Source organism: Amaricoccus sp., assembly GCF_047602525.1.
Lineage (GTDB): Bacteria > Pseudomonadota > Alphaproteobacteria > Rhodobacterales > Rhodobacteraceae > Amaricoccus.
The window spans coordinates 1,859,879-1,872,484 of record NZ_JASGHB010000001.1; the positions used below are offsets into that span (position 1 = coordinate 1,859,879).

Sequence of the window (12,606 nt, forward strand, 5' to 3'; positions counted from 1 at the left end):
GAGATCCGTCATGAAGGGCATCCTGTCCGCGACTGCGCTCGCTCTGGTCCTGGCCGGGACCGCCAGCGCCCAGAACATCGGCGTCACCGTCGCCCGCTTCGACAGCACGTTCCTCACGCTGGTCCGCGACGGCATCGAGGCCAAGGCCAAGGAGCTTGGCGGCGGCGTCAAGCTCCAGATCGAGGACGCCGCCAACGACGCCACGCGGCAGCTCGATCAGGTGGAGAACTTCGTCGCGTCCGGGGTCGACGCGATCGTCGTCGTCGCGGTCGATGGCGACGCCACGCCGATGATGACCAAGGCCGCGACCGACGCGGGCATCCCGATCGTCTACATCAACCACCCGCCGGCCGACGCCGCCACCCTGCCGAAGTCCGCCGCCTTCATCGGATCGGACGAGAAGCAGTCGGGCACCATGGAGACCGAGGAAGTCTGCAAGCTCCTCGGCGGCAAGGGGCGGGCCTTCGTGCTCATGGGGCCGCTCAACAACCGCTCCGCCCTCGACCGCACCCAGGACGTCAAGGACGTGCTGGCCCGTCCGGAGTGCGCGGGCATCTCGATCATCGACACCCAGGTCGCGAACTGGGACCGCCTCGAGGCGGTGAACGTGATGACCAACTGGCTCAGCTCCGGCCAGCCGTTCGACGCGGTGATCGCCAACAACGACGAGATGGCCATCGGCGCGATCCAGGCGCTGCAGGGCGTGGGCGCCGATTTCGGCAAGATCGTCATCGCCGGCGTCGACGCGACGCCGGACGGCCTCGCCGCCATGGATCGCGGAGAACTCGACGTGACCGTGTTCCAGGACGCCCACGGTCAGGGCGTCGCCGGCCTCGCCGCCGCGGTCGATCTCGCCGCGGGAAAGCCGCTCGAGCAGAACATCTGGATCCCGTTCCAGCTCGTCACGCCCGCCAACATGGCGCAGTACCGCGCGATGAACTGAGCGCCTCGGCCGCGCGCGACTTTTGTGCTGGCCGCCGGCCGAACTTCGGTAGACCATCCCGGCCCCGCTCCCGGCCGAATCTGCTTGGCCCGGAGCCGGGAACGATCGGCGCCGCCCGCCGTGGGCAGCGTCCGCGACCAGGAAGGAAACCAGAATGGGCAGTCACATCCGCTCGCTCGCCATCGCCGCGCTTCTCGCAGGCGCCGCATTGCCGGCGGCGGCGCAGGAGGTCGGCGTCGCCGTCTCCAACTTCGACGACAACTTCCTCACGCTGCTGCGGCAGGCGATGAGCGACAACGCGGCTGAACATTCCGGCATGTCGCTGCAGTTCGAGGACGCCCAGCGCGACGTCGGCCGGCAGCTGAGCCAGATCGAGAATTTCGTCGCCACCGGCGTCAAGGGCATCATCATTGCCCCGGTCGACAGCGACTCGACCGTGCCGATGACCGTCGCGGCACAGAACGCCGGCATCCCGGTGGTCTACGTGAACAACCGCCCGGTGAACCTCGACCAGCTGCCCGACAACCAGGTCTTCGTCGGCTCGGACGAGACCGAGGCCGGCACCCTCGAGGCCAAGGAGGTCTGCCGCCTGCTGAAGGAGGCCGGCAAGACCGAGGCGACGGCGGTGATCCTGCTCGGCGATCTCTCGAACCAGGCGACGCGGCTGCGCACCCAGGCGGTGAAGGACGTGTTCGCCACCACGGACTGCAGCTTCATCAAGATCACCGACGAGCAGACTGCCACCTGGCAGCGTACCCAGGCGGCCGACCTGATGACGAACTGGCTGACCGCGGGCGTGAAGCCGGATGCCGTCATCGCCAACAACGACGAGATGGCGATCGGCGCCTATCAGGCGCTGAAGGCGGCCGGCGTGCCGATGGACTCGATCATCGTCGCCGGTGTCGACGCCACCCCGGACGCGCTGCAGGCGATCGCGGCGGGCGACATGGACGTGACCGTGCTGCAGAGCGCGCCGGGCCAGGGCAAGGGCGCGATCGACGCGATCGGCTCGCTCATCAGCGGCGAGAAGGTCGAGCGCGAGAACTACGTGCCCTTCGAGCTGGTCACGAAGGACAACTACAAGAACTACCTGCCGAAATAAGTCAGACGACGCACGGGCCCCGGCCCGTGCGTCCCGCAGGCAGCGGCGACGTCATGGGAGGGAACATGCAGGGCAATGCGAAGCTCGCTGCGGCGATCCACCGCCACAAGCAGCAGATGGGCGAGGAAGTGCTGGCCGTCGAGGGGGTTCGCAAGGAGTTCCCCGGCGTGGTCGCGCTCGACGACGTGCAGCTTCGGATCCGCGCGGGAACCGTCCACGCGCTGATGGGCGAGAACGGCGCCGGCAAGTCGACGCTGATGAAGATCATCGCCGGCATCTATACGCCCGATCGCGGCACCGTGCGCCTGCGGGGGCAGGAGGTGACGCTGCGCGGCCCGCTCGACGCCCTCGAGCAGGGCATCGCCATGATCCATCAGGAGCTGAACCTGATGCCGTTCATGACGGTGGCCGAGAACATCTGGATCCGCCGCGAGCCCAAGGGCGCGTTCGGCCTCATCGACCACGCGAAGATGAGCCGGATGACCCAGGAGCTGTTCGACCGCCTGAAGATCCGCATCGACCCCGATGTCGAGGTCCGCACCCTGACCGTCGCCGCCCGCCAGATGGTCGAGATCGCCAAGGCGGTGAGCTACGATTCCGACGTGCTCATCATGGATGAGCCGACCAGCGCGCTGACCGAGACCGAGGTGGCGCACCTCTTCGACATCATCCGCGGCCTGCGCGAGCAGGGCATCGGCATCGTCTACATCACCCACAAGATGAACGAGCTGTTCGAGATCGCCGACGAGTTCTCGGTGTTCCGCGACGGCAAGTACATCGGCACTCACGCCTCGGCCAACGTGACCCGCGACGACATCATCCGCATGATGGTCGGCCGCGAGATCACCAACATGTTCCCGAAGGAGACCGTGCCGATCGGCGAGACGGTGCTCGAGGTCCGGAACCTGTCGCTGCCCGGCGTCTTCGAGGGCATGAACTTCACCGTGCGGGCGGGCGAGATCCTCGGCTTCGCCGGCCTCGTCGGCTCCGGTCGCTCCAACGTCGCCGAGGCGCTGTTCGGCGTCACGCCCGCCGCCTCCGGCACGATCTCGATCCGCGGGCAGGAGGTGTCGATCAAGTCGCCGGTCGATGCCATGCGGCACGGCATGGCGTTCCTCACCGAGGACCGCAAGGACACCGGCTGCTTCCTGATCCTCGAAGTGCTCGAGAACATGCAGATGGCGGTGCTGCAGGACAGCCACGTCAAGATGGGCTTCGTCGACCAGGCCGGCGTCAACAAGCGCTGCGACGAGATGAAGGCGGCGCTCCGCATCAAGACGCCGACGCTCCACGAGCGCATCGAGAACCTCTCGGGCGGCAACCAGCAGAAGGTGCTCATTGCCCGCTGGCTGCTCACCCGGCCAAAGATCCTCATCCTCGACGAGCCGACCCGCGGCATCGACGTGGGCGCCAAGGCCGAGATCCACCGGCTGATCTCGCGCCTCGCCGGCGAAGGCGTCGCGGTGGTGATGATCTCGTCCGAGCTGCCCGAAGTGCTCGGCATGTCCGACCGCATCCTCGTCATGCACGAGGGCCACCAGACCGGCATCCTCGACCGCGCCGAGGCGAACCAGGTCAAGATCATGGAACTCGCGGCCCGCTGAGGCCTGCAAGGGGGAAACGGAAATGGCAACGCAGAACACCGATACCGCGAGCTTCGCGCCACCCGAGAAGAAGGCCCGGCGCGTCCCTCCCGAAGTGAGCATCCTGACGATCCTCGTGGTCGTCGCCGCGGTCTTCGAGATCCTCGGCTGGATCTTCCAGGGCCAGAGCTTCCTCGCCAACCCGCAGCGGCTCACCATCATGATCCTGCAGGTGAGCGTCATCGGCATCATCGCCGTCGGCGTGACCCAGGTCATCATCACCGGCGGCATCGACCTGTCGTCCGGCTCGGTCGTCGCGATGACCGCGATGATCGCGATGAGCTTTGCCCAGGTCTCGACCTATGCCCGCGCGGTCTATCCGGCGCTGACCGACCTGCCGGTGCTCATCCCGGTGGCGGTCGGCCTCGGCATCGGCCTGCTCGCCGGGCTGATAAACGGCAGCCTGATCGCCTGGACCGGCATTCCGCCATTCATCGCCACCCTCGGCATGATGGTGACGGCGCGCGGCATCGCCAAGTGGTACACCAAGGGCCAGCCGATCTCGTTCCCGACCGAGAGCTTCGCCAAGATCGGCTCCGGCGTCTGGCCGGTGGTGATCTTCCTCGTCGTCGCGCTGATCTTCCACATCGCGCTCCGCTACACGCGCTACGGCAAGTTCACCTACGCGATCGGCGCCAATCCCCAGGCGGCGCGGGTCTCGGGCATCAACGTCGGCCGTCACCTCATCAAGGTCTATGCCATCGCCGGCACGCTGGCGGGCCTCGCCGGCATCGTCACCGCCGCCCGCGCCCAGACCGCGCAGGCCGGCATGGGGATGATGTACGAACTCGACGCCATCGCCGCGACCGTGATCGGCGGCACCTCGCTGACCGGCGGCCAGGGCCGGATCACCGGCACGGTGATCGGCACGGTGATCCTCGGGGTGATGACCTCCGGGTTCACCTTCCTGCGGATCGACGCCTACTATCAGGAGATCGTCAAGGGCATCATCATCGTCGCCGCGGTGGTCCTCGACGTCTATCGCCAGAAGAAGCGGACCAAGAAGGTCTGACCCCCACTCCCCGCGGACGCCGCTCGTGCGTCCGCGTCCTCCAGCCTGAATGAGGACTAGAATGACCGTTCGTTTCGCCGTGCTCGGCGCCGGGCGCATCGGCAAGGTACATGCCGGAGCCATCGCCGCCAACCCCGGCGCCCGCATCGTCGCCGTGGCCGACGCCATGGCGCCCGCCGCCGAGGCGCTTGCCGCGCAGGCCGGCGCCGAGGTCCGCACGATCGACGCGATCGAGGCGGCCTCGGACGTGGACGCGGTGGTGATCTGCACGCCCACCGACACCCACGCCGACCTGATCGAACGCTTCGCCCGCGCCGGCAAGGCGATCTTCTGCGAAAAGCCGATCGACCTCGACGTGGCCCGGGTGAAGTCGTGCCTCGCGGTGGTCGGGGAGACCGGCGCGAAGCTCATGGTCGGCTTCAACCGCCGCTTCGACCCGCACTTCCGCGCGGTGAGGAAGGCGATCGAAGACGGCGCGGTCGGCGACGTCGAGATGGTGACGATCGTCTCGCGCGACCCGGGCGCCCCGCCGGTCGACTACATCAAGCGCTCCGGCGGCATCTTCCGCGACATGACGATCCACGATTTCGACATGGCGCGCTGGCTGCTCGGCGAGGAGCCGACGGTGGTCGCGGCCTTCGCCTCCAATCTGGTCGACTCCGCGATCGGCAAGGCCGGCGACTTCAACTCGGCCAACGTCCTGCTTGAGACCCCCTCGGGCAGGCAGGCGGTCATCACCAACTCGCGCCGGGCCACCTATGGCTATGACCAGCGCATCGAGGTGCTGGGCTCGAAGGGCATGGTCGCCGCGGAGAACCAGCGCGACGTGTCGATTGAGATCGCCAATGGCGCGGGCTTCACCCGGCCGCCGCTGCTCGACTTCTTCATGACCCGCTACACCTCGGCCTATGCCGCCGAGATCGCCACCTTCGTCGCCGGCGTCACCGACGGCGGTGCCATCGCGCCGACCGGCGAGGACGGGCTGAAGGCGCTGGCGCTCGCCGAGGCGGCGGTGCGCTCGGTCGCCGAGGGCCGCAAGATCAAGGTCGCCGACGTGATCGGCTGACAAGCCCCGGACGGCGCGGACCTCGCGTGAGAGATCCGCGCCTTCCTTCTGATTCTTCTGGAGAAATTTCCGAACGTGCGCCTGCGTCCCGGCGTGCGTTGCCCGTGATCCGACACCGCGGCGCTTGCGGCCCGCGCAGGTTCCTGCAATGTTCTGATTGTGCGACTCTCGCGCGGTTCGCTAGATGTAGATGATGACGCATGATCCGGCCCAAGACCTGAGACAATTCCTCGGCGCGCGCCGGTTTGCGACCGTCCTGGCGGATCCGCCGTGGCGGTTCGTCAACCGCACCGGCAAGGTCGCGCCGGAGCATCGCCGGCTCAGCCGCTACCCGACGCTGACCATCGAGGAAATCTGCGCCCTTCCGGTCGCGGAGCATCTCGAGGCGACGGCGCACTGCTATCTCTGGGTGCCGAACGCGCTGCTGCCCGAGGGGCTGGAGGTGCTGCGCGCCTGGGGGTTCCAGTACAAGTCCAACCTGATCTGGCACAAGGTCCGCAAGGACGGCGGCTCCGACGGCCGCGGCGTCGGCTTCTACTTCCGCAACGTCACCGAGATTATCCTCTTCGGAACGCGCGGCCGGAACGCCCGCACCCTGCCCCCCGGCCGCCGGCAGGTGAACGTCATCGCCACCCGCAAGCGCGAGCACTCGCGCAAGCCCGACGAGCAGTACGACCTGATCGAGTCGTGCAGCCCGGGCGACTACCTCGAACTCTTCGGCCGCGGCGTCCGCAAGGGCTGGACGGTCTGGGGCAACCAGGCGAGCGAGGATTACCGCCCGGACTGGGAGACCTACGCGTACAATTCCGGGACGCTGGCGGCGGAATAGGCCGTCGCGCGTCCGGTGGCCTGAAGTCCGCGGCTTCGGCCGCCGCCCTTGCAAATCCGTCAACATCGAGCTAGATACGCGCCTTCGCGCGAGACACGTCCCTCAGGAGCAGCCGCATGGCCCGAGTAACCGTTGAAGATTGCGTCGACAAGGTGCCGAACCGCTTCGAGCTCGTCATGCTCGCGGCGCACCGCGCGCGCTCGCTCGCGGCCGGCGTTCCGCTCACCATCGACCGCGACAACGACAAGAACCCGGTGGTCGCGCTGCGCGAGATCGCCGAGGAAACCCTGACCGCGGACCAGCTGCGCGAGTCGGCCATCGAGAGCTTCCAGCGCCAGATCGAGGTCGACGAGCCGGAGGAGGATCAGATGACGCTCCTGCCCGGCAGCGTCGCCGACGCCCCGGCGGAGGACGACATGTCCGAGGAGCGCCTGCTGCGCGCGCTCATGGAGGCCCAGGGCGAAAACTGATCGCTCATCGCGGTATCTGCGCACGCAGTTGTGCGCGGATACCGATGGGCATATGGACTATCTTTACAATCCGTCTCTACTTCAGGTTGAGAAGCTGGTGTTCTGACGGAGGCTCGAGTGCCGGACGCGGAGAATCGCGGGGCTCAGTTCTCGGCGCGGTTTTCCCGCCATGTCAGCGTCGCCCTCGCCATCGGAATCCTGCTGGTTGCAGCCTCGCTCGGGGCAGCGTGGTGGATCGCCCGCTCGCAGGACAAGACGCTGCGAGACACGCTCGGCGCCTCCGTGTCGGCCAGCCTGCAGTCCTTTGCGAATGCGGCGCGGACCTCCGCGCTCGACTATGCGGTCTGGGACGACGCGTTCGACCGTATGACGGCCGGCGACCTCGACTGGATAGAGCGCAACATCGGCGCCTCGATCGGCCTCGGCACCTTCCAGATGGCCGTGGTCGTCCGGCCCGGCGCACCACCGCTCAGCTTCGGTCCCGACGGCGCCGGTCAACCCGCTTCCGCCGTCATTGCGCCTGACCTGCTCGCCACGGTCAGTGCCAGCCTCGACGGCACACCGATTGACGGCCGCGACGTCGCGACCGTCTTTGCCCGCAGCGACGGTGCCGCCTGGCTGTTTACCGTCGCTCGCGTCGTGCCACAGACCACCGCCCTGCCGGCGGGATCCACCGATGCCAACCTGACGCGGCTGGTGTTCGGCCATCGCGTCGACACGACGCTGCTCGACGACATCGGCCGGTTCCACGTCCTGCAGGGCCTCGCGCTCTCCACCGTGGCTCCCTCTGCCGGTCAGGACGGCGAGCCCCTGCCCGGCGTCGACGGCGCGCCGGTGGCGTGGCTCACCTGGTTTCCGCCGGAACCCGGCCACGCGGTGCTTCTCGCGTTCCTGCTGCCGCTCGGCGCGCTGGTGATCGCGCTCGGGCTCGCCGCGGTCGTCGTCATCCGCGAGCTGGTCCGCTCGGCACGGAGTCTCGAGGCGGCCGTCGCGCGCGCCCGCGCTGCGGACGCAGCCAAGACCGAGTTCCTGTCGAATGTCAGCCACGAGCTGCGGACGCCGCTCGGCGGCATCATCGGCCTCGCCCAGCTGCTGCAGATGCACGACCTCGACGCGGAATCGCGCGAGATGGTCGACCTCCTGCTGGCATCGGCCCACGCGCAGCTGCACATGGTGAACAGCCTGCTCGACATCGCCAGGATCGAGACCGGCACGATCCACCTCGCCAGCACCCCCTTCGACGCCGCGCGCGTGCTGGAGGAGACGGTGCGGCTCGCCACCCCGGACATCTCCCGCAAGGGGATCGCGCTGACCCTCGACATCGCGCCCGATGCACGCCGGCCGATCCTCGGCGACTCGCACGCCTTCCGGCAGATCGCCACCAACCTGCTCGGCAACGCCGCGAAGTTCACCGACTACGGCCACATCGACGTCAGCCTGCATGGCGAGCCCGACGGGCTGGCGCTCGTCATCGCCGACACCGGCATCGGGATCGACCCGGCCAACCACCAACGCATCTTCGAGCGGTTCGTGCAGGTCGACGGCTCCCCGACCCGGCGCGTCGGCGGCGCCGGTCTCGGGCTCGCGATCACCGCCGCGCTGGTCGAACTGATGGGCGGGACGATCCGGGTCGAGAGCGCCGTCGGCCAGGGCGCGACCTTCACCGTCACCCTGCCGTTCGCCGGCGATACCTCGACGGAGCCGGGCGAGCGCCGGTCGGCCGAACGCCGGTCGCCGCCCTCCGCCGCTCCGCGCACGTTCGCCGCCCCCGCTTGATTTCCCTACGGCCTGCGCCTCTACTGTCCGAAAGCGGACGCTGCACGCGACAGGGAACGACAGCACGATGAACCGGGAAATTGCCCTCGAAGCCCCTGCCCTCCGGGCGAAACCGGGGCCCGACGGAGTGATCCCGGTCGCGACGCTGACCGAGCTGGTGCGCTCCTACAACCCGCGCTCGGACAGCGGCCTGATCGAGGCCGCCTACGAATACGGCCGGAAGATGCACCAGGGCCAGTTCCGCTCGTCGGGCGAGCCGTATTTCATGCATCCGGTCGCCGTCGCCATGCTGCTCGCCGAGATGAAGCTCGACGACGCCACCATCGTCACCGCGCTGCTGCACGACACGATCGAGGACACGCTCTCCACCTATTCCGAGATCGCGCTGCGCTTCGGCGACGAGATCGCCCAACTCGTCGACGGCGTGACCAAGCTCACCAACCTCGAGCTGTCCTCCTCCGGCAATGCCCAGGCGGAAAACTTCCGCAAGCTGCTGATGGCCATGTCGAAGGACCTGCGCGTGCTGCTGGTCAAGCTGGCCGACCGGCTGCACAACATGCGCACGATCAAGCATCTCCGGGTCGAGAAGCAGGGGCGCAAGGCGCGCGAGACCATGGACATCTTCGCGCCGCTGGCCGGCCGGATGGGCATGCAGTGGATGCGCGACGAGCTGGAGGACATCTCGTTCAGCGTGCTGAACCCCGAGGCGCGCAAGTCGATCATCCGCCGCTTCGTGAAGCTGCGCCGCGAGTCGGGCGACGTAATCCCGAAGATCACCGAGGACATCCGCACCGTCCTCGCCCAGGCCGGCGTCAAGGCCGAGGTCTTCGGACGCGAGAAGAAGCCCTACGCGATCTGGCGCAAGATGGAGGAGAAGAAGGAGACCTTCTCGCGCCTCTCCGACATCTACGGTTTTCGCATCGTCACCCGCTCGGTCGGCGACGTCTACACCGCGCTCGGCGCCGTGCACCAGCGCTGGCGCGCGGTGCCCGGCCGCTTCAAGGACTACATCAGCCAGCCGAAATCCAACGGCTACCGCTCGATCCACACCACCGTCTCCGGCCGCGACGGCAAGCGCGTCGAGGTGCAGATCCGCACCGCCGAGATGCACGCGGTCGCCGAGACCGGCGTGGCCGCGCACTGGTCGTACAAGGACGGCGAGCGCTTCGAGAACCCGTTCGCCGTCGACCCGTTCCGCTGGCTCCGCTCGATCACCGAGCGCTTCGACGATGGCGAGGACTCCGAGGATTTCCTCGAGCACGTCAAGCTCGAGATGTTCACCGACCAGGTGTTCTGCTTCACCCCCAAGGGCGAGGTGGTGAAGTTGCCGCGGGGCGCCACGCCGATCGACTTCGCCTATGCGATCCACACCCGCATCGGCGACAGCTGCGTCGGCGCCAAGCTCGACGGCCAGCGGGTGCCGCTCTGGACCAAGCTCAGGAACGGCCAGAGCGTCACCATCATCCGCGCCGAGGGGCAGCGACCGCAGCCGTCGTGGGAGGACATGGTCGTCACCGGCCGCGCCAAGGCCGCGATCCGCCGCTCGCTTCGCGGCGAGCAGCGCGCCACCCAGGTCCGGCTCGGCCGCGAGATCGCCCGCGTCGCCCTGGAGCGCGTCGGCAAGAAGCCGACCGACAAGGCGCTCGAAACCGCCGCGCGACGTCTCGGCCTCGACGAGGCCGAGGACGTTCTGGCCCGGCTCGGCGCCGCCGAACTGACCGGCAAGGAGCTGGTGGCGGCGCTCTATCCCGAGCTGCTGCGCGACGCGGCGCTGCCGCGGTCCGCCGACAGGACCGCCCCGGTCGTCATCGGCCTCGATTCCGGCCAGGTGGCGCGGCCAGCCCCCTGCTGCAACCCGATCCCGGGCGAGCGCATCGTCGGCATTGCGGTGCGCGGCAAGGGGGTGATGATCCACGCCATCGACTGCGCCGAGCTTGGCGCCTTCGAGGACACCCCCGACCGCTGGATCGACCTGCGCTGGGCCGAGGGCCAGGCGCGCGCCGACCACGAGGTGCGCGCGGAAGTGACGATGGCGAACGACGCGGGCGTGCTCGGCCGCATCTGCACCCTGATCGGCGAGCAGCGGGCGAACATCACCGATATCGTCTTCACCGATCGAAAGCCCGACTTCTACCGGATGGTCATCAACATGGAGGTGCGCGACATGGAGCACCTCACCCACGTGCTGACCGCGATCGACGCGGATTCGGACGTGGCACAGGTGCGCCGCTTCCGACAGACCCCGGCGCAGAAGACCGGCGCCCGGAAGGCCTGATCCGGCGGTGGTCTTCAAGCGCCGCGACCGGCCTCCACTCGGCACGCGCCTGCGCGAGTTCGTCGCGCCGCGCGGCGGCTGGCGGCGCAGCATCGAGTATCTCGGCCACCGCGTCCGGCGGCTGCCCGATACGCCGCACCGCATTGCCATCGGCTTCGCTGCCGGCGTCTTTGCCTCGTTCACGCCGCTCTTCGGCCTGCACGTCGTGCTCGCCGCCGGCCTCGCCCGGCTGGTGCGCGGCAACATGCTCGCCGGGCTGCTCGGCACGGTGGTCGGCAACCCGATCACCTTTCCCTTCATCGCCTCGTCCTCGCTCTGGCTGGGCCGGCAGATCATCGGCTTCGGCGCCACCGGCCGCGACTTCGATCGGGTGTCCGACGCCTTCTCCCAGGCCGCTGCGGCGCTGTGGCAAAGCACGCTCTCCCTCGCCGGGCTCGGGGTCAGCCAGTGGGGCCGGGTCGTGCCGTTCCTGCGCGACGTGTTCTGGCCCTACCTCGTCGGCGGCATCGCCCCCGGGCTCGCCGCGGCGGTGGCGAGCTACTATCTCCTGCTGCCGCTCGTCACCACCTATCAGCTCGCCCGGCGCAAGCGGATGCTCGACCGGGCGCATCAGCGGCTGCAGCAGAAATCCGAAGCTGACGCCGGACCCGCCGGCGCCTATAACCGCGATGGCCGCCCCGTGGCGGAAAAGAGAGCGGACGAATGAGCAACGCACCCGGCGGCCGGCTCCGGCTCGGCCTGAACATCGACCATGTGGCGACGGTCAGGAACGCCCGCGGCGGGCCGCATCCCGATCCGCTGCGCGCCGCGCTCGTCGCCGAGGCCGCGGGTGCGGACGGCATCACCGCGCACCTGCGCGAGGATCGCCGGCACATCACCGACGCCGACATCGACGCGCTGATGGCCCGCCTGACCCTGCCGCTCAATCTCGAGATGGCGGCGACCGCCGAGATGCAGGCGATCGCGCTGCGCCACCGGCCACACGCGGTCTGCGTCGTGCCGGAAAAGCGCGAGGAGCGCACCACCGAGGGCGGGCTCGAGGTGGCGAACGACGAAAACCGCCTCGCCCACTTCATCGCGCCGCTGCGCGACGCCGGGATCCGCGTCTCGATCTTCATCGCCGCCGACCGCCGGCAGATCGAGGCCGCGCACCGCATCGGCGCCCCGGTGATCGAGCTGCACACCGGCGGCTACTACGAGGCCGGGCTCGCCGGCGATGCGGCGGGCGTGGCCGGCGAGCTGGGCAAGCTCGCCGGCATGGCCGCCTTTGCCCACGACCTCGGCCTCGAGGTCCATGCGGGCCACGGCCTCACCTACGACAACGTTGGCCCGGTGGCGGCGCTGCCGCAGATCCGGGAGCTGAACATCGGCCACTTCATCATCGGCGAGGCGATCTTCGTCGGCCTGCCGGCCGCCGTGGCCCGGATGCGCGACGAGATGGACAGGGCGCGTGCGGCCCGCTGAGGGGCGCCTCGGCCCGCCCGCGGCCT

The 12,606-nt window shown here is 68.9% G+C and carries 11 protein-coding genes; all 11 read left to right on the top strand.

Translation table 11 applies throughout. The features are described 5' to 3' along the window. Nucleotides 1-10 precede the first annotated feature (10 nt). The 11 genes from QM699_RS09670 (at nucleotide 11) to QM699_RS09720 (ending at nucleotide 12,580) form a co-directional block, all read left to right on the top strand. Nucleotides 11-943: a substrate-binding domain-containing protein gene (locus tag QM699_RS09670; RefSeq protein ID WP_415010930.1), complete on the top strand. Its 933-nt coding sequence runs from the start codon at nucleotides 11-13 to the stop codon at nucleotides 941-943. 154 nt (nucleotides 944-1,097) lie between these two features. After that, entirely contained in the window at nucleotides 1,098-2,045 is a 948-nt protein-coding gene (locus QM699_RS09675; protein WP_415010931.1) for a sugar ABC transporter substrate-binding protein, read from the top strand. 65 nt (nucleotides 2,046-2,110) lie between these two features. Further along, nucleotides 2,111-3,649 (top strand): sugar ABC transporter ATP-binding protein, encoded by a 1,539-nt coding sequence (locus QM699_RS09680; protein ID WP_415010932.1) that lies wholly within the window; start codon nucleotides 2,111-2,113, stop codon nucleotides 3,647-3,649. Between the two features lie 22 nt (nucleotides 3,650-3,671). Beyond that, the gene (locus QM699_RS09685; RefSeq protein WP_415010933.1) at nucleotides 3,672-4,700 is read left to right on the top strand and encodes an ABC transporter permease; all 1,029 of its coding nucleotides are present in this window, start codon (nucleotides 3,672-3,674) and stop codon (nucleotides 4,698-4,700) included. Between the two features lie 61 nt (nucleotides 4,701-4,761). Continuing rightward, on the top strand, nucleotides 4,762-5,766 hold the full coding sequence (iolG, locus tag QM699_RS09690; protein WP_415010934.1) for an inositol 2-dehydrogenase: 1,005 nt from the start codon (nucleotides 4,762-4,764) through the stop codon (nucleotides 5,764-5,766). A 193-nt stretch (nucleotides 5,767-5,959) separates the two neighbouring features. Further along, nucleotides 5,960-6,595, top strand: a complete 636-nt coding sequence (locus QM699_RS09695; protein ID WP_415010935.1) for an MT-A70 family methyltransferase — start codon at nucleotides 5,960-5,962, stop codon at nucleotides 6,593-6,595. A gap of 116 nt (nucleotides 6,596-6,711) precedes the next feature. Continuing rightward, nucleotides 6,712-7,065, top strand: coding sequence for a DNA-directed RNA polymerase subunit omega (gene rpoZ / locus QM699_RS09700; RefSeq protein ID WP_415010936.1), 354 nt, complete (start codon nucleotides 6,712-6,714; stop codon nucleotides 7,063-7,065). Between the two features lie 117 nt (nucleotides 7,066-7,182). Next, entirely contained in the window at nucleotides 7,183-8,841 is a 1,659-nt protein-coding gene (locus QM699_RS09705; RefSeq protein WP_415010937.1) for an ATP-binding protein, read from the top strand. A gap of 127 nt (nucleotides 8,842-8,968) precedes the next feature. Continuing rightward, nucleotides 8,969-11,116 carry a RelA/SpoT family protein gene (locus QM699_RS09710; RefSeq protein WP_415012730.1) on the top strand — a complete coding sequence of 716 codons (2,148 nt, stop codon included), beginning with the start codon at nucleotides 8,969-8,971 and terminating at the stop codon, nucleotides 11,114-11,116. A gap of 7 nt (nucleotides 11,117-11,123) precedes the next feature. After that, entirely contained in the window at nucleotides 11,124-11,822 is a 699-nt protein-coding gene (locus tag QM699_RS09715) for a DUF2062 domain-containing protein (RefSeq protein WP_415010938.1), read from the top strand. Further along, nucleotides 11,819-12,580, top strand: coding sequence for a pyridoxine 5'-phosphate synthase (locus QM699_RS09720; protein WP_415010939.1), 762 nt, complete (start codon nucleotides 11,819-11,821; stop codon nucleotides 12,578-12,580). Before QM699_RS09715 ends, QM699_RS09720 begins: the two co-directional genes overlap by 4 nt. Nucleotides 12,581-12,606 lie beyond the last annotated feature (26 nt).

Coding starts and splice junctions, on each gene's coding strand:
- QM699_RS09685 (WP_415010933.1), top strand. CDS start 3,672: ATGGCAACGCAGAACACCGATACCGCGAGCTTCGCGCCACCCGAGAAG.
- QM699_RS09680 (WP_415010932.1), top strand. CDS start 2,111: ATGCAGGGCAATGCGAAGCTCGCTGCGGCGATCCACCGCCACAAGCAG.
- QM699_RS09675 (WP_415010931.1), top strand. CDS start 1,098: ATGGGCAGTCACATCCGCTCGCTCGCCATCGCCGCGCTTCTCGCAGGC.
- QM699_RS09695 (WP_415010935.1), top strand. CDS start 5,960: ATGACGCATGATCCGGCCCAAGACCTGAGACAATTCCTCGGCGCGCGC.
- QM699_RS09720 (WP_415010939.1), top strand. CDS start 11,819: ATGAGCAACGCACCCGGCGGCCGGCTCCGGCTCGGCCTGAACATCGAC.
- iolG (WP_415010934.1), top strand. CDS start 4,762: ATGACCGTTCGTTTCGCCGTGCTCGGCGCCGGGCGCATCGGCAAGGTA.
- QM699_RS09670 (WP_415010930.1), top strand. CDS start 11: ATGAAGGGCATCCTGTCCGCGACTGCGCTCGCTCTGGTCCTGGCCGGG.
- rpoZ (WP_415010936.1), top strand. CDS start 6,712: ATGGCCCGAGTAACCGTTGAAGATTGCGTCGACAAGGTGCCGAACCGC.